This is a genomic window from Neotabrizicola paludis (genome assembly GCF_044142105.1).
In the GTDB taxonomy this organism is placed as follows: Bacteria; Pseudomonadota; Alphaproteobacteria; order Rhodobacterales; family Rhodobacteraceae; genus Pseudogemmobacter.
Window position 1 is genome coordinate 44757 of sequence record NZ_JBGTYM010000006.1, and the last position, 21118, is coordinate 65874.

Genomic DNA, 21118 nt, shown 5'->3' on the forward strand with positions numbered 1-21118 from the left:
AAGATGTGTCTTCTTGGAATGCGTGCCCCCCGCCCAGTACGGAGGGCCTTTCGACAAAAACCGCGCCCCCGGCCTCCGGGGAAAAACGGTCAGGCGCCCTTCACGGAAGGAAGTTCCGAGACCAGCCGCAAGCTCGCGTTGATGCCTTCCAACTGGTAATGCGGGCGCAGATAGAACCTTGCATTGTAGTAGCCCGGCCGCCCCTCGACGGAATCCACCTGCACTTCGGCCATGGCGAGGGGACGTTTCGCCTTGGCCTTGTCATCCGCCATGGCCGTATTCGCCAGCACATAGCGGTTGATCCACTCCGACAGCCAGACTTGCATGTCGTTGCGTTCCTTGAAGGTGCCGATCTTGTCGCGCGCGATGGCCTTGAGGTAATGCGCGAAACGGCAGACCGGGAGCAGGTAGGGCAGGTTCGCCGACAGGCGTTCATTCGCCTGGGCGTCCGGGTCGACCAGACGTCCGGCGCGGGCGTCGTCGTCCTGAAGGCTGTGGGCGCCGATGAAGGCCGCAAGGTCGGTGTTCTTGCGGTGCAGGATCGGCATCATGCCCAGCTTCGCCAGCTCCGCCTCGCGCCGGTCGTCGATGGCGATCTCGGTCGGGCATTTCATCGCGACAGAGCCGTCATCGGTGGGGAAGCTGTGCACCGGCAGGTTGGTGACCGTGCCGCCCGATTCCACCCCGCGGATCTGCGTGCCCCAGCCATAAAGCTTGTGGCTGCGGTTGATGTTCACGCCCATCGCGAAGGCCGCGTTCATCCAGGTGTAATGGTCGTGCTTGCCATCTATCTCTTCCTCGAAGGCAAAGCCCTTCACCGGAACAGTATTGGCGCCATAGGGCAGACGCGCCAGCACGCGCGGCATGGTCAGGCCGATATACCGCGCATCTTCCGACTCGCGCAGCGACTGCCACGAGGCATATTCCGGCGAGGAGGTGATCTGTTTCAGATCCTGCGGGTTCGGTAACTCCTGCCAGCTTTCCATGCGGAACAGCTGCGGCGCCGCCGCCGCGATGAAGGGCGTATGGGCCGAGGCACAGATGCCCGAGAGGTTCCGCAACAGCCCCACATCGCGCGGATGGTGGCTGAACTCATAGGCGCCGATCAGCGCGCCATAAGGCTCGCCGCCGAACATCGAATATTCTTCGCTGTACAGCTTCTTGAAGGCCGGGGACTGGTCCCACATCTGGCCTTCGAAATCCTCGAGCTGGTCGGCAAGCTGATCCTTGGTGATGTTCATCACCCGGATCTTCAGCTTGCTGTCGGTCTCGGTGTTGTTGACCAGGTAGTGCAATCCGCGCCAGGTGCCTTCCATTTGGCGCACTTCGGGGGCATGCAGGATCTCGTTCATCTGCACGGTCAGAAGCTGGTCGATCCCGGCGATCAGCGACTTGATCGACTTGACGGCATTGCCCGAAATCGTCGCCGTGCCCGATTTCTCCTGCGCGGCAAGGGCAAGGTTCTGCACCAGCTTCTTCAGCTTGGCCGAACCGTCATCCTTGACGCGAAAGTCCTTCTCAAGCAGGTCGTTGAATTCGCCCAGGTCGATCGCCTGCGCTTCGGCTGCGCCGGGGCTGCCTGCGGATTTTTCGGTTTCGGCCATTATTCAGTGCCTCCCTGATCCTTCATCGCCTCGGTCGCGACCTGTTGCAGCAGGGGTTCGTTCTGGAGAAGCTGGGCGATGCGCTTCTCGGCATTCACCTTGCCGTCCATATAGCTGAGCAATTCCTCAAGCTGCTTGCGCATGGCCAGAAGCTCGGCCAGCGCGGGCACCTGTTCGGCGATCTTGTCGGGGGTGAAATCACCCATGTTCTTGAACGAGAGATCGACGAACATCTCTTCATCCGCTGCCTCGGCTCCTTCCTTGGCTGGCAGCGTGTTCTTGACCCGCGCCTTCACCCGCGGCGACAGCGCCTCCATGAACTTATTGAAACGTCCCGCATCGACCTCGACAAAGCTGCGGTCGGCGGGGGCTTTCATCGCTTCCCTGGTTTCGGACTTGCCGGCCAAATCGGCCATCACGCCCATCACGAAGGGCAACTCGATCGTGGTCGGGCTGCCGTAATGCTCTACGTCATAGGCGATCTGCACGCGCGGAGCGCGGTTTCTCTCGATGACTTTCGCCTTGCTCTCGCTCATCAGTCTCTCCCGGATTTGGCCTTGTCGTCAAAGACACCGGCGATGCCGCGGAATTCCTTCAGCCCGCTCGGCGCAATCTCTTCCATCAATTGCAAGAAATTCATCGGAACCATCTTGCGCATCCGCCGCGCAAGATGCGGGATCGGGCTCGAAGGCTCGGTCCTTTCGTAAAAATCAATCACCAGATCGAGGCAACGTTCCACGTCGCGGCGGCTATTGATCTGGCCGGGGACATAGGCCCCGTTGGCCGCGCCGTTCACCGGCGCTGTGGGCGTGGTCATGGCTGGGCCTCCCGTCCCGGCGGAAGCGGCAGGCTGGTCCGCAGCAGGCGCGGCAGCCCCTGCCCCGGCCCCTACCGCGTCAAGCGTCTGGGCGATCCGGCCCAGCATCTTGCCCATGGCATCGAAGCGCACCGCCACATCGTTTTCCGTGACATGGGGGGCAAGGGCCGACTCAAGCTCGGCCAGCGCCGCACGTCCCGCCGCGATCCCTTCGCGCAGCGCCGCGAATTCCTCGGGCCGTTCCGCCGCCGTGGCGCGGCAGGCCGCCGTCACCCGGTTGAGCCGCTGCTCATGTTTGGCGATCAGCTCGGCCACTTCCTTTTCGCCCAGCCCGCTGGGCACTTCATTGGCAAAGACCGCCCGGCTGATCGCGCCCGCCGCCAGATCGCCCCCCGTCACCGGACCGATGCCGCGCGGGGCCATCAGCGTCACGAATTCCAGATCGCCCAGCACGCCGCCATCTGGATTTTCAATCTGATACAAGGCGTTGATCCGCCGCAGCGCCGCCTCGCGCTTGCCGCCGCCCGGACGCAGGGCCGGATGCAGACTGTCCCAATATTGCGTGATCGTGTCGGCCAGCAACTTGAAGCCCGGCGCCAGACCCTCGGCACGATCCTCATTCACCATCAGCCGCGCGACGATGACCAGAAGCCGCAGATCGCGCCCCGACTGGGCCAGCCCCCGCGCCTCTTGCGCGAGGTCCGACCAATCAAGCTCCACCTGTCCCGTGCCGCCTTCGCCGACAAGTTTTAGCCGCGCGGCGCGCGAGGCGGGTTGCAGACGGTTCTCAAGGGCATGAAAGCGGGCGTCGTTGCGCAGGTCTGTGCCCGACGGCGCAGCAGAATCCAAGGGCGCGAGGAACGCTTCAACTTCCATAAGTCATTGGCCAGTACTGAAAAGGTCGTCGGAATAAAGAAAGACTGTCAGACAAGGACGATTCTTGCAACGTAACTGTCGAAAGGATCAACCTCGGCTTGTGTTCCGTCAAGGTCGGGATTCCAGAATGCGGCTGGCATAGCCAAGGATGTTCCCCGGATGCTCGGTCTGGGCGAAATCCAGCGCCTCGGCGAAAGACACGATGGATTCGTCGCGCGGCCGCCGCGTGTCGAAGAGGTCGGATTTGGTGACGAAGGCCAGAAACTCGCTCTTGCCATAATCCGTCTTCTTGATCCGCATCGCCAGAAGCTTGGGATTGGCGCGCAGCTCGTCAAAGCTGAACAGAACCCGGACCCGGCGCATCCCGTCCTGCACCGTACCGAGCTTGGTCAGGTCGGTTTCGGCGAAATTCACGTTCGGCAGCAGGTTGTAGACCGTGCCCGTATTGTCGACCACCATCACCCACAGGCGCCCCTCGGTGATCGAGGCCGGGATCAGCACTTCGACCACGGGATTGTCGCCCTCGGTATAGATGCCGGTCAGGTTCGGCTCGCCCGTCTCGCCCTTGCCCAGCCAGATCGACACGGCGTTGTTGGGCAGGTCGGGCAGCACGTCGCGCACGGCGCAAAGGTCTTCGTTCAGCACCGCCAGATCGACCCGCACCTTGCGGTCGCCGATGCGCTCGCGCAGACCAAGCTGCACATCGGCCGCCAGATCGCCATCGGGGGCCGAGCCGGTAACGGCGATCGTATCGCCCAACGCATAGCCCGCGGCGGGCGGGTCGGTGAGCATCAGCTTGCCGCAGGTCGCCCGCTCGTCCAGCATTTTCTGCACATCGGCCAGGACCAGCACCTTCGGCCCGATCGACAGCGAGGTGGTCAGGACGAAATTCCCCTTCTGCGCCCAGGTCTCAAGCATCTGGCGCAGCGCCTTGCCCGCGGCCGCATCCGCCGCAAGGCCCGTGACCTTCACCGCCCGATCCGAGACTTCGACCTTCCAGTCCTCGACGCCTGACAGGATCGAAAACAGCTCGCTCACCGCCCCCACCCAGTCCGGCCCGGGCACGCCCTGGGCCAGAATCAGCGCCTCCGGCGCGGCATCGCTGCCCGCCAGCCCCGCGAAAGCCGCCCGCAGTGCCGCCGCTCCGGCCTCATCCGGCGCGTGACCAGCGAGGGTTGGCGGAGCCGGGCCATCGGCCGCCTTGGCCGTCAGCGTATAGGGCGAAGCCACCGGCAGGGCGGGCTTGAGCAAATCGTCAAACAGGCCCGCATACCAGGCCCCGCCCCCTACAGCGCCCAGCATCAGGACCAGCACCGCCACCAGAAACCCCGCGCCCGAGGACCGCTTGGCCGGGGCAACCCCGCGCTCGCTGCGCGGCAGGGCACGGGTGCCGCCCGCTGCGCGCGTGGTCGCGGCCTCCCCCCCCGCCCGCCCGCCCGGCGTGCCGCCCAGGGCCGCACCGACCTGCTCCACCACCGCCGCCGCCGAGGGCGCGCGCTGCGCCAGCGCCGGGGCCGAAAGCCAGTCAATCAGCCCTTTCAGCGGCTCCGGCACGCCCAGAGTGTCCAGGGGCTGCCCCTTGCGGCGGATCATCTCGCCGGGTGTCATTCCCGCAAAGGGGATCTGCCCCTTCCAGGCCGCCAGCAAAAGCGCGCCCAGCGCATAAAGGTCGCTGCGCGGCTCGGCCTTGCCCTCCATCTGCTCGGGCGCGGCATATTCATATTTCCCAGCAAAATCATTGCCGACGATGGTTCGCGCCCCGGCTCCCGTGTCCTTGGCGATCCCGAAATCGATGATCGTCGCCTTTTCGGGACTGCCGCCTTTCAGGATCACATTGTCCGGCGACAGGTCGCGATGGACGATCCCCTGCGAATGGGCCGCCACCAGCCCCTCGGCCACACGATGCGCAATGATCATCAACTCGCGCGGCTCCATCCGCCGACGCATCATCACATCGGCCATCGACGGGCCGTCGATGAAATCCATCACCAGAAAGACATGGCCCTGATCGGTGCGCGAACATTCGGTGTAGCGCACCACCGCATCGTCACGGATGTCGCGCATCTGCTCTTCGCGGCGCATCAGGGCGATATAGCCCTCCTGCCCCGAGAACTGCGCGTTCAACGCCTTGATCGCCACGATCCTGCCCGAGATCAGATTGCGCGCACGGTACACCTCGCCCGTGCCGCCGCGCCCCAGCACGCCCTCGATCTCGTAGGTATTGTTCAGGATCTGGCCGGCACGGAAAATGTCGCCAGGCAACGGTGCTATCATCGCCTCAAACCTCCGGGCAACCTGACCGTCACCCTGTTCTCAAATCTGTCGCGCAGTCACTCAATCTAGATTAGACTGAGTCTGCAGGATTTCCCCATTTATCTGCAAGTCCGTTAGACAGACCCCTTTTTTTGAAAGGCTTTGGCATGGCCCAGCGCGGTTCGCCCGAAACCGTCAAGCGCAAGGAGCTTGTCGGAAAACTCAACGAAACCTGCCTGCGGGCCTTCTCGGCTGCTGCGCAAAGCGCCAAGGCGCGCGGCAACCCCTATGTGGAACTAGCGCATTTCATCGAGGCGCTGTCGCGGACGGAACGCACCGATTTCGATATCATCTGCCAGTCGGCCGGCGTCGATGGCGCGCGGATGGAAGGCGATATCCAGCGCGCCCTGGACAAGCTGCCGCATGGCGCAAGCGCGGTCGAGGAATTCTCGGACCATATTTTCCACGCGATCCGCGAAGCCTGGACCTATGGCAAGGTCGAGAAGGATCAGGACAAGGTCCGCTCGGCCTATGTGCTGGTCGCGGCGATGAAGACGGCGGTGCTGGAAGGGCTGCTGCTGAAGATCAGCCTGGAATTCGACAAGATCGACCCGGAAACGCTGGAACCGGCGCTGGAGGGGCTGCTGGAGGCCTCGGTCGAAACCGATGCCCCTGCTGCTGCGGCCGAGCCCGGCGCACCCAAGCCCCAGGGCAAGTCGGCGCTGGGGCAATATGCGACGAACCTGACCCAGCGCGCCAAGGACGGCAAGATCGACCCGGTGATCGGTCGCGACATGGAAATCCGCCAGATCATCGACATCCTGATGCGGCGGCGGCAGAACAACCCGATCCTCACGGGCGAGGCCGGGGTGGGCAAAACCGCCGTGGTCGAGGGCTTCGCCCTGCGTCTGGCGCGCGGCGACGTGCCGCCGCAATTGCAGAATGTCGACCTGTGGATGCTGGACATCGGGCTGATGCAGGCCGGGGCATCTGTGAAGGGCGAATTCGAAAAGCGCCTGAAGGCGGTGATCGACGAGGTTCAGGGCAGCCCGAAACCCATCATCCTGTTCATCGACGAGGCGCATACCCTGATCGGGGCCGGGGGCGCTGCGGGCACGGGCGATGCCGCAAACCTGTTGAAACCGGCGCTGGCGCGCGGCGAGTTGCGCACCGTCGCCGCGACGACCTGGGCAGAGTACAAGGAACATATTGAAAAGGACCCCGCCCTGACCCGCCGCTTCCAGGTGGTCAAGGTCGAGGAACCTTCGGAAGATGCCGCCATCCGCATGCTGCGCGGCATCGCGGGCGTTCTGGAGAAGCACCACAAGGTCGAGATTCTGGACGAGGCAATCCAGAGCGCCGTCCGCCTGTCGCATCGCTATATTCCGGCGCGGCAATTGCCCGACAAGGCGATCTCGCTGCTCGACACCGTCTGCGCCCGCGTCGCCGTCAGCCAGCACGCCACCCCCGCCGAGGTGGAAGACATCGAACGCCGCTTGCAGGCGCTTGAGGTCGAGGCCGCGATCATCTCGCGCGAGGGCGCCGTCGGCATCGAGGTGGCCGAGCGCGAGGCCGATGTGAGTACCGCGCTGGAGACCGCGCGCGGTGAGCTGGAAGCTGCGAAGACCCGTTGGGATGGGGAAAAGGCCTTGGTGGATGAGGTCCTGGACCTGCGCGCCAAGCTGCGCGCCGAGGGTTTGCCGGTCGATGACAGCGGCGTCGCTCCGCCCTCCGGCGAAGCCCTTGCCGATCCCAGCGCCGCGCCGCCCGAGGAGGGCGAAACCGCAGGCGAAGCGCCCGATGCGGCAACTCCCAGAATGACCGCCGAAGAACGCGCGGCAACGCTGGACAGCCTCAAGACCAAGATGGCAGAGCTGGCGAAACTTCAGGGCGAACGCCCGCTGATCCTGCCCTCGGTCGACCGTATCGCCGTGGGCGGCGTGGTGCAGGACTGGACCGGCATCCCCGCCGGCCGGATGCTCGCCAGCCAGGCCGAACAGGCGCTGCAACTGGCGTCGATCCTTGCCCAGCGTGTCGTGGGCCAGGACCATGCGATGAAGATGATCGCCAACCGCATCCAGACCAGCCTTGCGGGCCTTGGCGCGCCGGAAAAACCCGTGGGCGTCTTCATGCTTGCGGGCCCCTCGGGCGTCGGCAAGACCGAGACCGCTCTGGCGTTGGCGGAAACCCTGTTCGGCGGCGAGCAGAACCTGATCTCCATCAACATGTCGGAATTCCAGGAAGCCCATACCGTCTCGACCCTGAAAGGCGCGCCGCCCGGCTATGTGGGCTATGGCAAGGGCGGCATCCTGACGGAAGCCGTCCGCCGCCGCCCCTATTCGGTCGTGCTGCTGGACGAGGTCGAAAAGGCCCATCCCGACGTCCATGAAATCTTCTTTCAGGTCTTCGACAAGGGGATGATGGATGACAGCGAAGGCCGCCGGATCGATTTCAAGAACTGCCTGATCCTCCTTACCACCAATGTCGGCAGCGAAGAGATCATGGCGATGACCGACGACGGCCGCGGCACCGCAGATCTTGAGGAACTGACCGGCTCGCTGCGCGCGCCGATGCTGAAAACCTTTCCCGCCGCCCTTCTGGGCCGGATCGTCACCATCCCCTATTACCCGCTGTCGGATGCGATGATCGAGGCCATCGCCGGACACAAGCTGCGCGGCATCGCCCGGCGGCTTGAAGCCGGGCATGATGCAGAACTGGTGATCGGTGAGGGCGTGATGGACCAGATCAAGGCCCGCTGCACGGAACTGGAATCGGGCGGCCGGATGATCGACGCGATCCTGACCAACACGCTTCTTCCCGAACTGTCGCGTCAGGTCCTGAACCGCAAGCTGGAAGGCGTGCCGCTGTCAAAGGTCACGGTCACCGGCACGCCCGAAGGCTTTGCCTACGCTTTCGAGTAGCGCGCGATGCGCATCTTAAGCAGCACCCGTTTCCTTGCCCAATCCACGCAGGGCACAGACATCGCCGGCAGGACCTACCTGTCGCTGGTGATCAAGGGGACATGGGATTTCCCCGAGCCCGGGCAGACGCCGCGCAAGGCCAAGCTGCAGCGTACGCTGGTGATGGCCGATGAATTCACCGGCCCGCCCGGCTTTTCCGCGCCGCTCTGGGAGACGGATTTCGCTTTCCGCAAACCCCATGCCGAAGTGATCGCCCAAGGCGCCGCCTATGCCCCCGGCGGCCAGCCGGTCGAGCGGGTCCGCGTCGGCCTTCGCGTCGGCGACTGGACCAAGCAGTTTGACGTGGTCGGGCCGCGGCAATGGCGCACGCTGGGCCCGACCATCACCGCCACTAAACCCTATCCCTTCACCCGCCTGCCTTTTTCCTATGACACGGCTTTTGGCGGCCCCGACCGCTCGCTCGGCGATGTGCCGAACCGGCCCGCCTATGCCGACAATCCCTTCGGCCTCGGCTTCGCCACCGTCCGCGCGGGCAGCCGGATCGACGGGCTGGACCTGCCCTTGACCGAGGCGCCGGACGATCCCGTCCTCTCGCCCTTTGGGGCACATCGCCCGATGGCGCTGGGTCCTCTGCCACGCATCATTCCCGCCCGCGCCCGCCTGGGCGGCACCTATGATGACAACTGGAAGGACAATATCTTTCCGTTCCTGCCGCCCGATTTCGACGAGCGCTACTATCAGGCCGCGCCGCAGGACCAGTGGATTTCCAGACCCGCGCCCGGAACGCCGGTGGTCATCGTCGGCATGACGCCACGCGGTCGCGAGGAATTCCGTCTTCCCGACACGACGCTGCCCGTCCGCCTGTTCCGCGGCCGCGAAGTGGCGCTTGACGCCACGCTTGTCGCCGACACGCTGACCTTCGACACCGAGGCACGGCAGTTCACGCTCGCCTGGCGCTGCGAGGCCCCGATCCGCCGCACCATCGGCGAGTTCACCGAGTCCTGGATCGGCCCGCCCTCGCCCGGGCTGCGCCGGGCCTATGCCTGGGGCAAGGAGTATCTCGTTCTGCCACCGGTTGTCCGCCCGGATGACCAGATCGCCGGGGCCGCTGCGCCATGAGCCGCCCGCTGCATATCACTGCCGCCGGAATGGTCACCTGCGTCGGGCTGGACGCTGCCGCCTCCTGCGCGGCGATGCGGGCGCGGCTGGACGGTTTCGCCGAGACGCGCTTTCTGGGCACCGAAGGCGCCTGGCTGATCGGCGGCGGCGTGCCCCTGCCCCGCAACTGGATCGGGATGAAACGGCAGGCCTATCTTGCCGCCGGGGCCTTGATGGACATCGAGCGCCAGCACCCGGGAACCCTTGCCGCGACGCCCCTTCTTCTCTGTCTGGCCGAAACCGACCGCCCCGGTCGCCCGGTCAACGACGCCGAGGCGTTCCTTCAGCAGCTCGCCCAGATCCTGGGCAGCCCCGCCTCCCCCCAAATCCAAGTCATCGCGCATGGCAGGCCTTCGGGCTTCGTCGCGCTCGATCTTGCGCGCAGAATGATCGCCGAAGGCGCGCGAGCGGTGCTGATTCTGGGTGTCGACAGCTATCTGACCGCGCAATCCGTCAGCCATTACCTGAACCACAGCCGCCTGCTCTGCCCCGGCAATGCCAATGGCTTCATCCCCGGCGAGGCCGCCGCCGCCATCCTCTGCACCGCCGCGCCGGGGCCGATCCGCATGACGGGGCTCGGTCTCGCCCGCGAGGTGGCGCATATCTACAATGCGGCGGACACGGGCGGGGCGGATCTGCCGCTGCGCGGCGATGGCATGACCCGCGCCTATGACCTTGCCATGACCGAGGCCAGTGTCGACCTGGCCCATGTCGAATACCGCATCTCGGATCTGATCGGAGAGCAGTATTTCTTCAAGCAGGCGGCGCTTGCCTCGCTGCGGCTCGAACGGGGGCGCATCCCGTTTCAGGACCTGTGGAGCCCGGCGGAATCGCTGGGCAATATCGGCGCCGCGGTGGTGCCGGTGATGGCCGGTCAGCTCATGATGGCCGAGCGCCGCGGCTATGCGCCGGGAAGCCCCGCGCTGATGGAAGGCTCGGGCGATGACGGTGCCTGTGGCGCTGCGGTCTTTCACGCCGTGCGGAGGGCCGCCTGATGCCCGACGTCTACGCCAATGGTCTGGAAATCTCGGGCAAGGCGGTGCAGGCCCAGACCATCGCCGCCTTTCCCGATGTCTGCTTCACCCCGCCCGAGAACCCGGCCACGCCCCCTGGCGTGCCGATCCCCTATCCCAGCTTCGGCATGGCCTCGGATACCGAGAACGGCACTGCGACTGTCTTCATCTCGGGCAAGACGGTCAACATCAAGAACAAGTCCGATGAATCCAAGACCAGCGGGACCGAAGCGGGCTGTGCCGCGAAGAAGGGTGTCATCACCTCGAAGAACACCGGCAAGAAGTATTTCAACAGCTGGTCTGCGGATGTGAAGTTCGAAGGCGAGCCGGTGATCCGCTTTACCGACCTTGCCACCCACAACCACGCCTCGCCCATCGGCAATACCGGCCCCTGGCCTGACATTTGCAAGGCCAATCCCGCCGTCACCGCCTGCGCCGCCACGCTGGCGAAGCACGGGATGCCGGTCCATACCCATGGCAAAAGCGATTGCACCACCCCGGCGGAAAAGGCGGCGGGCAAGAAGCCGATGAAGGAATCCGAGCATTTCTTCGAGAATCAGATGCTGCAAAAGGCGCGCGGCGGACCGAATTACAAGAATTTCCCCGGCTATGACGTCGATCAGGCCCCCTGCGTCTGCATGACCTCGCGCCATGACGATGGCACGGGATTCGGCAAGCGCGGCGGTGGCTCCAAGAAGGACACGCCGCACAATCTGAAGACCGCCGACATGCGGGAATTCCTGGCCGAGAACACGAACCCGCAACCGACCGTGGGCGAGGCCTGCGACGAGACGATGAAGGCCGTCGGCAAACATCACGAGGCGCTGGAGAAGAAGACAGACGCCGAGAAGAAAGAAGTTCTGGATTGCCTGACGCTGATCATCCTGTCCTATCTGGCGGCCTGTGCCAAACCGGTGCAGGACAGCCCGACCAGCAAACCGCGCCAGCCCACCATCGCCGAAATCCGCGGCGTGAAGGTAAGGACATGACACCATGGTAAAACGTCAGATGCCCGAAGAAGGCTGGGAGATCGACCGGCTCGCCCCCGATGAGGTCGATATCGAGGCGATGGAGGCCTTCCATCTGGGCGGCGACCGCTTCAGCGCCAGCTTCGAATTGTCGAACGACCGCAGCGAATTTGCCCGCTCCTTCCTGCTGGACGTGCGGTTCGGCACCTCGCTGACCTTCGACATCCGCTTGCGGGTCGAGGATTCGATCCTGTCCCATGCCAGCCTGGCGCCGGATCGGCATCTGGTGCTGGAATTGGGCGGGATCATCCACCATCTGCAACCCGGCGGCGACACCGAGGTCACGCTGAAACCCAGCCGCCTGCGCCGGATCTGGGCGCTGGATGACCGGCATCAATATCTGATCGGCGATCGCGGCATCTCGTTCCTGCGTGAAGGCGGCGACTGGCAGGCGATCGAACCCTATGGCGACAGCCTTTTCAAATCGGTCCATGGCCTCAGCCCCCAGACCATCCACGCCTGCGGCACGAGGGGAGAGGTTGTCCGTCTGGAAGGGCGGCGCTGGGTGCCGCTGGACGTGCCAGTCCAGACCGAATTCAAGGCGGTCCATCTGGGACAGGACGGGACCCTCCACCTCGCCGGAACCGAGGGCCAATGCTATGCCATCCGCGACAGCGAACTGATCCCGCTGGCCAATCAGGGCTGGAGCTACATGGGCATCGCCGAGTTCAAGGGCCAGCGCTACTGGAGCGACGCGAATTTCGGCCTGTCCATCCAGCGCGGCGACAGGATCGAGCCTTTCCGCGCGCTGGGTCAGGGCTTCACCATGCATGCCTCGTCCGACCTTCTGGCCATTGCCGGATGGAAAGAGGTCTTCCTTTTCGACGGCGAGAACTGGTCGGGCTTCGAGCTGGGCTATGACGGCACTCTTTTCCTCAGCCAGCTCGACATGACCCAGTTCGGCGGCTGAGGCCGGCGCCCTTAGGGGGGCAGCGTCTGGGCCAGATAGTCGCGCACCTTGGCAAGATCCAGATCGGCGACGCGCAGCCCGGCCGCGGCGGGCTGCAACATGCGGATCACGAACAGCTCTCCCGGCTCGGGATAGTCGGCATAGCGTTCCTGGGCCATGGCCTGTCCCGCCGCGCCGGCAAGGCGCAGACCGTCCAGATGCGCCTCGAGCCGTTCCAGCAGCCGCGCTATGCGCAGCTCGTCGAGTTCGGGGTTTTCCTCGGGAAACAGCCGCGCCCGGTCATAGACCGTCCAGAGAAAGGCCGCCTGTTCGGCATGCTGGCGCAGGATATGGGTAAGCTGCGGCACCGCAGGCTCGGGGAAGGACGGGGCATCCTGCATGCAGGACCTCAGTTCAGGTTGACCGACCCGCCGCGGATACGGTTTGACCGCGCGGCATGGCTGACAAGATCGGTGCCGCGTATGGTGATATGGCCATCGGCCTCCATCACGATGCTGGCCTTGCCGACGCGCAGTTCGATCTTCTCTTGCGCCGTCAGGCGCAGCATCTCGCCATCGGCCACCACCAGCGGCGCCTTCGCCACCCTTGCGGGTTCGATGATCCGCCCGACGATCAGCGGCCGGTCGCGGGCGCCATCCTCGAACAAAAGCGCGACTTCCGCCCCCACATCCGCCGAGGACAGCGGCGCCAGGCTGCGCGCGGCGATGGCATGATCCTTCTCATTGCCAGGGAACACGACCAGCGGCCTGTCCTCCTGGAAGCCCAGAAGAAGCCCGATCACAACGCCATCCACCTTCTGCCGGTCTGCAATCATCGCCTGAAATCCCTGGTTCAATACCGAAAGGATACACCCGTCCGGCCCTTGGGGCGACGAAAATCTGCGTGGGCCAAAGCGGCCCGATCCGAAAGGCTTGGCATCGCACAACCCGCCTTCTATGCTGCCGCGAAACCTGCACAAAAGGTGTTTTCAGTGCCGCGCTCCCTTCTGGCCTTCGCCCTTTCCCTGACCCTCGCCGCCCCCGCAATCGCCGCACCCTGCTCGGATACCGGCGGCAAATACGAAGACTGGAAGCCCGTCATGGCCAAAGAGGCCCGCGCCGAAGGCGTGGGCGAAAAAGGCATCGCCGCGCTGATGGGCACCAGCTATTCCAAAGCCACCATTTCCGCCGATCGCGGTCAGAAAAGCTTCAAATACTCGCTCGAGAAGTTCCTTCAGGTGCGCGGCGCCGACACGATTATTTCGCAGGGCCGGTCGAAGAAGAAGAAGAACGCCGATTTCTGGGCCGGGATCGAGCGGACCTATGGCGTGCCCGCCGGGGTGATCCTGGCGATTCACGGCATGGAAACCGGCTTCGGCAATTTCATGGGTGATACCAACGTGGTCTCGGCCATCGCGACGCTGACCTATGACTGCCGCCGCTCCGATTATTTCCGTCCGCATCTGATCGCGGCGCTGATGCTGGTCGATGAAGGCTCGATCAGTTCGAAATCGGTCGGCGCCAAGCATGGCGAATTGGGCCATACCCAGTTCCTGCCGGGCAATGCACTGAAATACGGCGTCGACGGTAATGGCGATGGCCGCGTCGACCTGACGAATTTCACCGATGCCATGGCCTCGACCGCCAATTACCTGCGCCAGAAGGGTTGGCAGGCCGGCAAGGGCTATCAGGAAGGCGAGCCCAATTTCGCCGTGATCAAGGAATGGAACGCCGCCAAGGTCTATCAGCAGGCCATCGCGCTGATGGGCAAGCGGATCGACGGCTGACCCGCCCTTCCCGTCCGCCCTGGGCGGCCCGTCACGCAAGGGCCGCCGGGCAGACGATGTAAGGGCGCAGGCGAAAGAGGACGCGCCCGTGCCAGAGCCGCAGCCCTTCGAGCTTGTCATTTTCGATTGCGACGGGGTGCTGATCGATTCCGAGATGATCTCGGCCCGGATGCTGGTGGCCGCCCTGGCCGAGCGCGGCGTCTCGATCGACCTGCCCTATGTCGCGCAGCATTTCCTGGGCCGCAGCTATCCGACCGTCATGGCGACAATCCGGCGCGACTTCGGCCTCGACCTGCCGCCCGCCTTTGAGGAAGACTATCGCGAACGTCTGCTGGAAGGGTTCCGCCGCGAGCTGCGCGTCATGCCGCATGTGGCGGAGGTGATGGATGCGCTTGGCCTGCCCTATTGCGTCGCCACCTCCTCGTCGCCGCGCCGGGTTGAGATTTCCCTTGTGCTGACAGGACTTTGGCCGCGCGTTCAGGGCCGCATCTTCACCGCGTCGGAAGTGGCGCGCGGCAAGCCTGCGCCCGATCTGTTCCTTCATGCCGCCGCGCGCATGGGGGTCGATCCGGCCCGCTGTCTGGTGATCGAGGACAGTCTGACCGGCATCGCCTCTGGCCTGGCCGCCGGCATGACCGTCTGGCGGTTCACCGGCGGCAGCCATATGGCGAATGGCTATGCGCCCGAGCCGCCCGAGGCCACACCGCAGATGCACTTTGCATCCTTCGCCGATTTCTTCCATCTTGCGCCCGACTTGAGGGGGGCCGGATGACGCCGAGACAGGAGCCAGAACCCACGCCGCTGGACGATGCCGCCCGCGCGGGCTGGTTGTCCTATGTCGGCGGGCTGACGCAGGACCAGATCGCCGCCGAGCTGGGCATCTCGCGCCAGCGGGCGCAGCGACTGGTCAGCCGCGCCATGGCGGAAGGGCTGATCCATGTCCGCCTGAATCATCGCATCGGCGCCTGCATGGATCTCGAGACCGGGCTTACCCAGCGCTTCGACCTGACCCGCTCCCGGGTCGTGCCTGGCCTTGGCCCCGGCGCCGATCCGGTGCGCGCGCTCGCGCCCGCCGCTGCGGCAGAGCTGGAGCGGTTCCTGCGCATGGCAGAGCCGCTGACCATCGCCCTTGGCACCGGCCGCGCGCTGCGCGGCATGGTCGACGCGGTCGAGGCGACCGAGGCGCCACAACACCGGCTGGTCTCGCTGATCGGCAATATCGCGCCCGACGGTTCGGCCAGCTTCTTCGATGTGGTGATGCGGCTGGCCGACAAGGTCATGGCACCGCATTACCCGATGCCCGTGCCGGTGATCTCGCCCACGGCCGAAGAACGGGCGGCTTTCCACGCCCTGCCGCCAGTCAAGCGCGTGGCCGACCTTGCGGCCTCGGCCGATGTGGTCTTCGTCGGCGTGGGCCAGATGTCCGATGATGCACCCCTGCTGAAGGACGGATTCGTCACCCGCGCCGAACTGGACGAGATGCAGGCCGCCGGGGCGACCGGGGAAGTTGCAGGCTGGGTCTTCGATTCCACCGGCGCCTATCTTGATTTTGGCACCAACCGCCGCACCGGCGGGGTGCGCGTCACGCCGGGCCTTGACCGGCCCTCGATCGGCATTGCTGCGGGCGCATCCAAGGCGCCCGCCATATTGGCCGCGCTGAAATCCCGTATCCTCAATGGCTTGGTGACTGACGAGCCAACGGCCCGCTGGCTGATCGCGCAGCGCTGACCTTCGCATCTGCGGCGGAAGTGGGGGCTTGACGACTCAGATCGTCGTGTGAGCATTTACTCATTCAGCGATGAATTGCTCATACGCTATCAGGGAGGAATACTGATGACCTATCCGCTCCGCGCCCTTCTGGGCGCGACGGCCTTTGCCGCCCTGTCGGGTGCCGCGCTGGCCGAAACCACCATCACCGTGGCCACCGTGAACAACGGCGACATGATCCGCATGCAAGGCCTGATGGACGACTTCAACGCCAAGCACCCCGACATCAAGGTCGAGTGGGTGACCCTGGAAGAGAACGTCCTGCGCCAGAATGTGACGACCGATATCGCCACGGGCGGCGGTCAGTATGACGTGATGACGATCGGCACCTATGAAGTTCCGATCTGGGGCAAGCAGGGCTGGTTGGTCAGCCTGAACGACCTGCCCGCCGAATACGATGTCGATGACCTTCTGCCCGCCATCCGCGGCGGCCTGACGGTCGATGGCAACCTCTTTGCCGCGCCCTTCTACGGCGAATCCTCGATGGTCATGTATCGCAAGGACCTGATGGAAGCCGCGGGCCTGACCATGCCCGACGCGCCGACCTGGGCCGATATCGAGAAGGCCGCCGCGGCCATGACCGACAAATCCAAGGAGCAATATGGCATCTGCCTGCGCGGCAAGGCCGGCTGGGGCGAGAACATGGCCTTCCTCACCGCCATGTCCAACTCTTTCGGCGCGCGCTGGTTCGATGAGACCTGGCACCCGCAATTCGACCAGCCCGAGTGGAAGGCGACACTCGACTTCTACCTGAACCTGATGAACAACTACGGCCCGCCCGGCGCCTCGAACAACGGCTTCAACGAGAACCTGACCCTGTTCCAGCAAGGCAAATGCGGCATGTGGATCGACGCCACCGTCGCGGCCTCCTTCGTGACCGGCAAGGATTCCACCGTGGCCGACAAGGTGGGCTTCGCCCTTGCGCCCGATAACGGCCTCGGCAAGCGCGGCAACTGGCTCTGGGCCTGGTCGTTGGCGATCCCTTCCTCGTCCAAGAACCAGGAAGCGGCCAAGACCTTCATCGATTGGGCGACCAACAAGGACTACCTCGCCCTTGTCGCGTCCAAGGAAGGCTGGGCCAACGTGCCTCCGGGCACCCGCACCTCGCTGTATGAGAACCCCGAATACCAAAAGGTTCCCTTCGCGAAGATGACGCTCGACTCGATCAATGCGGCCGACCCGAACGCGCCGACCGTCAAGCCGGTGCCCTATGTCGGCGTGCAATTCGTCGCAATCCCCGAATTCCAGGGGCTTGGCACCTCGGTGGGCGAGTTGTTCTCGGCCGCTCTGGCCGGTCAGAAATCGGCGGATGACGCGCTGGCCGAAGCCCAGAAGCTTGTGACCGATGAAATGACCGCTTCGGGCTACATTCAGTAATCCTCCTGACTTGGGGGCCGGAACCCTTCACCGGCCCCCCTTTTTCTTCCTTATCACCTCCGTCCCGGCATCCGCGCGCCCCGCCGCGCCCGCCCCCCGGCGCCCCTTTGCGCCATTCCCCGAGCGACCCGGAGACCTGTTCCCATGTCCACGCAATCGACCCGCGCCGCAGCCCGACTGATGGTCGCGCCTTCGGTCTTCGTCCTGTTCATATGGATGATCGTGCCGCTGGCGATGACGCTGTACTTCTCTTTCCGCTTCTACAGGCTGCTGACGCCCGACCGCACCGGCTGGGTCGGCCTTACGAATTACAAGTGGTTCCTGAACGCGCCCGATTTCTGGCTGGCGATCTTCAACACGCTGCTGCTGGTCGGCGGGGTGCTTTTCATCACCGTCGTTCTGGGCACGCTGATTGCGCTGCTGATCGACCAACCGGTCAAGGGTCAGGGCGCGCTGCGTATCCTGGTGATCGCGCCCTTCTTCGTCATGCCCCCCGTCGCCGCCTCGATCTGGGAAAACCTGTTCATGCATCCGCAGAACGGGCTGCTCGCCGCCCTTTCGCGCGGGCTGGGCTATGATCCGATCCTCTATCTTGAACAATATCCCATGGCCTCGGTCATCGGCATAACGGCCTGGGAATGGCTGCCCTTCGCCACGCTGATCCTGCTGACCGCGCTGCAATCTTTGTCTTCGGAACAGCTTGAAGCGGCGGAGATGGACGGGGCCTCCGCGCTTTCCCGCTTCCGCTACATCATCCTGCCGCACCTGACCCGGGCCATCACCGTGGTGATCCTGATCGAGACGATCTTCCTGCTGGGCATCTTCGGCGAGATCTTCACCACTACCCAGGGCGGCCCCGGCTCGGCCTCCACCACCCTTCCCTATATGATCTACAAGCAGGCGCTGGTGGCCAAGGATATCGGCCGCGCCGCCGCCGGTGGGATCATCGCCGTCATCCTTGCCAATATCGTTGCGGTCTTCCTGATGCGCGGCATCGGCAAGAACCTCGACGCATAGGAGAACCGACATGGCCCGTGCCGTCACCCCGCAACGCCAATGGATCGTCACCATCGCCGCCTGGTTCGTGGCCTTGCTGATCTTCTTTCCCGTCCTGTGGATGATCCTGACCAGCTTCAAGACCGAAGCCTCGGCCGTCGCCTCGCCGCCGCAGCTGTTCACCGCGGACTGGACGACCGAGAACTATGCCGAGGTCTGGGCGCGGTCGGATTATCCGCGCTTCTTCTGGAACTCGGTCGTCATCTCGGTTGGCTCCACGCTGCTGGGCCTGGCCATTGCCATCCCGGCGGCCTGGTCCATGGCTTTCGTGCCCGGCAAGCGCACCAAGGATCTGCTGATGTGGATGCTGTCGACCAAGATGATGCCGGCCGTGGGCGTTCTGATCCCGATGTATCTGCTGTTCCAGAAGATCGGGCTCTACGACACCAAGACCGGCCTGATCCTCGCCTTGATGCTGATGAACCTGCCGATCATCGTCTGGATGCTCTACACCTATTTCAAGGAAATCCCCGGCGAGATCCTTGAGGCTGCGCGGATGGACGGCGCCAGCCTGTGGAACGAGGTCGTCTATGTCCTGACCCCCATGGCCATTCCCGGCATCGCCTCGACCATGCTTCTCAACATCATCCTCGCCTGGAACGAGGCCTTCTGGACCATCACGCTGACCACGACCAAGGCGGCGCCGCTTTCGGCCTTCATCGCCAGCTTCTCGGCGCCGCAGGGCCTGTTCTACGCGAAACTCTCGGCAGCCTCGACCATGGCGATCCTGCCGATCCTGATCCTGGGCTGGTTCAGCCAGAAACAACTCGTGCGCGGCCTGACCTTCGGCGCGGTGAAGTGAGGAAGAAATGGGACAGATCACGCTCAAGCAAGTCCGCAAATCCTTTGGCGATGTGCATGTCATCCCCGGGGTCGACCTTGACATCCATGATGGCGAGTTTGTCGTCTTCGTCGGCCCCTCGGGCTGCGGCAAATCCACCCTTCTGCGCCTGATCGCGGGCCTGGAAGACACCACCTCCGGCACGATCGAGATCGATGGCAAGAACGCCACCAACCTGCCGCCCTCGAAGCGCGGCCTGGCGATGGTGTTCCAGAGCTATGCGCTTTACCCGCATATGACAGTGCGCAAGAATATTGCCTTCCCGCTGAAGATGGCGGGCATGACCGAGGCCGAGCAGGCCAAGCGGGTGGAACGCGCGGCCAAGGTGCTGAACCTTGGCAGCTATCTCGACCGCCGTCCCGGCCAGTTGTCGGGCGGCCAGCGCCAGCGCGTCGCCATCGGCCGCGCCATCGTGCGCGAACCGGCAGCCTTCCTGTTCGACGAACCGCTGTCAAACCTTGACGCCGCCCTGAGGGTGGGGATGCGGCAGGAAATCTCCGAACTGCATCAGTCGCTCAAGACCACCATGATCTATGTGACCCATGACCAGGTCGAAGCGATGACCATGGCCGACAAGATCGTGGTGCTGAACGCGGGCCGGATCGAACAGGTTGGCGCGCCGCTGGAACTGTACAGCACCCCGCGCAACCTGTTCGTCGCGGGCTTCATCGGCAGCCCGAAGATGAATTTCATCACCGGACCCGAGGCAGAGAAGCACGGCGCCCATACCATCGGCGTGCGCCCCGAACATATCCGCGTCGCCGATGACGGCATCTGGGACGGCGTCGTGGGCCTGTCGGAACATCTCGGCTCGGACAGTTTCATCAAGGTCGACGTGCCCGGCATCGGCGTCATCAACGTGCGCGGCCCAGGCGAATTGGGCGTGCATCACGGCGACCGCGTCCGGCTCGCGCCCGCGGGCAAGATCCACCGCTTCGACGCGCAGGGGCTGGCGCTGAAATGAGACTGGCAGGTAAGACAGCCCTGATCACCGGGGCGGCGCGCGGCATCGGCCTGGAATTTGCCCGCGCCTATATTGCCGAGGGCGCCCGCGTGGCGCTGGCGGATATCAACGAGGCGGCAGTGCGGGCGGCGGCAGAAGGTCTTGGCCCGCAAGCCGTGCCGGTGGTGCTGGACGTGACCCGGCAGGACAGTATCGACGCAGGCTTCGCCGCTGCGGTCGCGGCGCTGGGGCGGCTCGATATCCTGGTGAACAATGCCGCGCTCTTCACCGCGGCCCCCATCGTCGAGATCACCCGCGCCGATTACGACCGGCTCTTCGCGGTCAATGTCGCGGGCACGCTTTTCTGCCTGCAGGCCGCCGCCCGCCAGATGATCGCGCAAGGCGGTGGCGGCACCATCATCAACATGGCCTCGCAAGCGGGCCGCCGCGGCGAGAGCCTTGTCGGCGTCTATTGCGCCACCAAGGCCGCCGTCATCTCTCTCACCCAATCGGCGGGGCTGAACCTGATTTCCCATGGCATCAACGTCAACGCCATCGCCCCCGGCGTGGTCGATGGCGAGCATTGGGACGGCGTCGATGCCTTCTTCGCCAAATACGAAGGCAAGGTCCTTGGCCAGAAGAAGCGCGAGGTCGGCGATGCCGTCCCCTTCGGCCGCATGGGCACCGCCGCAGACCTGACCGGCATGGCGATCTTTCTCGCCACGCCGGAAGCGAAATACATCGTCGCCCAGTGCTTCGGCGTGGATGGCGGCAATTGGATGGCCTGAG

19 protein-coding genes are annotated in these 21118 nt (G+C 64.7%); 13 read left to right on the forward strand and 6 right to left on the reverse strand.

From position 1 onward, the window contains the following. Positions 1 to 89 precede the first annotated feature (89 nt). From tssC to ACED67_RS13670, 4 genes are all read right to left on the reverse strand, one after another. Entirely contained in the window at positions 90 to 1604 is a 1515-nt protein-coding gene (gene tssC / locus ACED67_RS13655) for a type VI secretion system contractile sheath large subunit (protein WP_395542224.1), read from the reverse strand. Further along, the gene (tssB, locus tag ACED67_RS13660) at positions 1604 to 2140 is read right to left on the reverse strand and encodes a type VI secretion system contractile sheath small subunit (protein WP_395542225.1); all 537 of its coding nucleotides are present in this window, start codon (positions 2138 to 2140) and stop codon (positions 1604 to 1606) included. Before tssB ends, tssC begins: the two co-directional genes overlap by 1 nt. Next, a complete protein-coding gene (locus ACED67_RS13665; RefSeq protein ID WP_395542226.1) occupies positions 2140 to 3297 on the reverse strand; it encodes a type VI secretion system protein TssA in 1158 nt (385 codons plus the stop codon). Before ACED67_RS13665 ends, tssB begins: the two co-directional genes overlap by 1 nt. Positions 3298 to 3405: 108 nt before the next feature. After that, positions 3406 to 5571 carry a serine/threonine-protein kinase gene (locus ACED67_RS13670; RefSeq protein ID WP_395542227.1) on the reverse strand — a complete coding sequence of 722 codons (2166 nt, stop codon included), beginning with the start codon at positions 5569 to 5571 and terminating at the stop codon, positions 3406 to 3408. A 146-nt stretch (positions 5572 to 5717) separates the two neighbouring features. On the opposite strand from ACED67_RS13670, the gene tssH reads away from it, so the two are divergent. The 5 genes from tssH to ACED67_RS13695 are packed head-to-tail and all read left to right on the forward strand — an operon-like array spanning position 5718 to position 12580. Then, positions 5718 to 8471 (forward strand): type VI secretion system ATPase TssH, encoded by a 2754-nt coding sequence (gene tssH / locus ACED67_RS13675; protein ID WP_395542228.1) that lies wholly within the window; start codon positions 5718 to 5720, stop codon positions 8469 to 8471. A gap of 6 nt (positions 8472 to 8477) precedes the next feature. Next, the gene (locus ACED67_RS13680) at positions 8478 to 9590 is read left to right on the forward strand and encodes a DUF2169 family type VI secretion system accessory protein (protein ID WP_395542229.1); all 1113 of its coding nucleotides are present in this window, start codon (positions 8478 to 8480) and stop codon (positions 9588 to 9590) included. Further along, positions 9587 to 10624 carry a 3-oxoacyl-ACP synthase gene (locus ACED67_RS13685; RefSeq protein WP_395542230.1) on the forward strand — a complete coding sequence of 346 codons (1038 nt, stop codon included), beginning with the start codon at positions 9587 to 9589 and terminating at the stop codon, positions 10622 to 10624. The genes ACED67_RS13680 and ACED67_RS13685 overlap by 4 nt, the downstream gene beginning before the upstream one ends. Continuing rightward, positions 10624 to 11631, forward strand: coding sequence for a DUF4150 domain-containing protein (locus tag ACED67_RS13690; protein WP_395542231.1), 1008 nt, complete (start codon positions 10624 to 10626; stop codon positions 11629 to 11631). The genes ACED67_RS13685 and ACED67_RS13690 overlap by 1 nt, the downstream gene beginning before the upstream one ends. 4 nt (positions 11632 to 11635) lie before the next feature. Next, positions 11636 to 12580 carry a hypothetical protein gene (locus ACED67_RS13695; protein ID WP_395542232.1) on the forward strand — a complete coding sequence of 315 codons (945 nt, stop codon included), beginning with the start codon at positions 11636 to 11638 and terminating at the stop codon, positions 12578 to 12580. An 11-nt stretch (positions 12581 to 12591) separates the two neighbouring features. Here ACED67_RS13695 and ACED67_RS13700 read toward each other — a convergent pair whose 3' ends face one another. Both ACED67_RS13700 and ACED67_RS13705 read right to left on the reverse strand, forming a co-directional pair. Then, positions 12592 to 12960 (reverse strand): hypothetical protein, encoded by a 369-nt coding sequence (locus ACED67_RS13700; protein ID WP_395542233.1) that lies wholly within the window; start codon positions 12958 to 12960, stop codon positions 12592 to 12594. An 8-nt stretch (positions 12961 to 12968) separates the two neighbouring features. Continuing rightward, a complete protein-coding gene (locus tag ACED67_RS13705; protein WP_395542234.1) occupies positions 12969 to 13394 on the reverse strand; it encodes a DUF6484 domain-containing protein in 426 nt (141 codons plus the stop codon). A 156-nt stretch (positions 13395 to 13550) separates the two neighbouring features. On the opposite strand from ACED67_RS13705, the gene ACED67_RS13710 reads away from it, so the two are divergent. The 8 genes from ACED67_RS13710 (at position 13551) to ACED67_RS13745 (ending at position 21117) form a co-directional block, all read left to right on the forward strand. Beyond that, positions 13551 to 14345, forward strand: coding sequence for a lytic murein transglycosylase (locus ACED67_RS13710; RefSeq protein WP_395542235.1), 795 nt, complete (start codon positions 13551 to 13553; stop codon positions 14343 to 14345). A gap of 88 nt (positions 14346 to 14433) precedes the next feature. Further along, complete coding sequence (locus tag ACED67_RS13715) at positions 14434 to 15117, forward strand: HAD family hydrolase (protein WP_395542237.1); 684 nt, start codon at positions 14434 to 14436, stop codon at positions 15115 to 15117. Continuing rightward, positions 15114 to 16073: a sugar-binding transcriptional regulator gene (locus ACED67_RS13720; protein WP_395542238.1), complete on the forward strand. Its 960-nt coding sequence runs from the start codon at positions 15114 to 15116 to the stop codon at positions 16071 to 16073. The genes ACED67_RS13715 and ACED67_RS13720 overlap by 4 nt, the downstream gene beginning before the upstream one ends. Positions 16074 to 16178: 105 nt before the next feature. Further along, positions 16179 to 17489 carry an ABC transporter substrate-binding protein gene (locus ACED67_RS13725; protein ID WP_395542239.1) on the forward strand — a complete coding sequence of 437 codons (1311 nt, stop codon included), beginning with the start codon at positions 16179 to 16181 and terminating at the stop codon, positions 17487 to 17489. 144 nt (positions 17490 to 17633) lie between these two features. Then, a complete protein-coding gene (locus tag ACED67_RS13730) occupies positions 17634 to 18506 on the forward strand; it encodes a carbohydrate ABC transporter permease (protein ID WP_395542240.1) in 873 nt (290 codons plus the stop codon). Positions 18507 to 18516: 10 nt separating this feature from the next. Further along, positions 18517 to 19347, forward strand: a complete 831-nt coding sequence (locus ACED67_RS13735; protein WP_395542241.1) for a carbohydrate ABC transporter permease — start codon at positions 18517 to 18519, stop codon at positions 19345 to 19347. Positions 19348 to 19354: 7 nt separating this feature from the next. Further along, on the forward strand, positions 19355 to 20350 hold the full coding sequence (locus ACED67_RS13740; protein WP_395542242.1) for an ABC transporter ATP-binding protein: 996 nt from the start codon (positions 19355 to 19357) through the stop codon (positions 20348 to 20350). Then, positions 20347 to 21117, forward strand: coding sequence for an L-iditol 2-dehydrogenase (locus ACED67_RS13745; RefSeq protein ID WP_395542243.1), 771 nt, complete (start codon positions 20347 to 20349; stop codon positions 21115 to 21117). Before ACED67_RS13740 ends, ACED67_RS13745 begins: the two co-directional genes overlap by 4 nt. The last annotated feature ends 1 nt before the right edge of the window (position 21118 follow it).

Excerpts from the sequence above, each read along its gene's own strand:
- tssC (WP_395542224.1), bottom strand. The coding sequence starts at position 1,604 with ATGGCCGAAACCGAAAAATCCGCAGGCAGCCCCGGCGCAGCCGAAGCG.
- tssB (WP_395542225.1), bottom strand. The coding sequence starts at position 2,140 with ATGAGCGAGAGCAAGGCGAAAGTCATCGAGAGAAACCGCGCTCCGCGC.
- ACED67_RS13665 (WP_395542226.1), bottom strand. The coding sequence starts at position 3,297 with ATGGAAGTTGAAGCGTTCCTCGCGCCCTTGGATTCTGCTGCGCCGTCG.
- ACED67_RS13670 (WP_395542227.1), bottom strand. The coding sequence starts at position 5,571 with ATGATAGCACCGTTGCCTGGCGACATTTTCCGTGCCGGCCAGATCCTG.
- tssH (WP_395542228.1), top strand. The coding sequence starts at position 5,718 with ATGGCCCAGCGCGGTTCGCCCGAAACCGTCAAGCGCAAGGAGCTTGTC.
- ACED67_RS13680 (WP_395542229.1), top strand. The coding sequence starts at position 8,478 with ATGCGCATCTTAAGCAGCACCCGTTTCCTTGCCCAATCCACGCAGGGC.
- ACED67_RS13685 (WP_395542230.1), top strand. The coding sequence starts at position 9,587 with ATGAGCCGCCCGCTGCATATCACTGCCGCCGGAATGGTCACCTGCGTC.
- ACED67_RS13690 (WP_395542231.1), top strand. The coding sequence starts at position 10,624 with ATGCCCGACGTCTACGCCAATGGTCTGGAAATCTCGGGCAAGGCGGTG.
- ACED67_RS13695 (WP_395542232.1), top strand. The coding sequence starts at position 11,636 with ATGGTAAAACGTCAGATGCCCGAAGAAGGCTGGGAGATCGACCGGCTC.
- ACED67_RS13700 (WP_395542233.1), bottom strand. The coding sequence starts at position 12,960 with ATGCAGGATGCCCCGTCCTTCCCCGAGCCTGCGGTGCCGCAGCTTACC.
- ACED67_RS13705 (WP_395542234.1), bottom strand. The coding sequence starts at position 13,394 with ATGATTGCAGACCGGCAGAAGGTGGATGGCGTTGTGATCGGGCTTCTT.
- ACED67_RS13720 (WP_395542238.1), top strand. The coding sequence starts at position 15,114 with ATGACGCCGAGACAGGAGCCAGAACCCACGCCGCTGGACGATGCCGCC.
- ACED67_RS13725 (WP_395542239.1), top strand. The coding sequence starts at position 16,179 with ATGACCTATCCGCTCCGCGCCCTTCTGGGCGCGACGGCCTTTGCCGCC.
- ACED67_RS13730 (WP_395542240.1), top strand. The coding sequence starts at position 17,634 with ATGTCCACGCAATCGACCCGCGCCGCAGCCCGACTGATGGTCGCGCCT.
- ACED67_RS13735 (WP_395542241.1), top strand. The coding sequence starts at position 18,517 with ATGGCCCGTGCCGTCACCCCGCAACGCCAATGGATCGTCACCATCGCC.
- ACED67_RS13740 (WP_395542242.1), top strand. The coding sequence starts at position 19,355 with ATGGGACAGATCACGCTCAAGCAAGTCCGCAAATCCTTTGGCGATGTG.
- ACED67_RS13745 (WP_395542243.1), top strand. The coding sequence starts at position 20,347 with ATGAGACTGGCAGGTAAGACAGCCCTGATCACCGGGGCGGCGCGCGGC.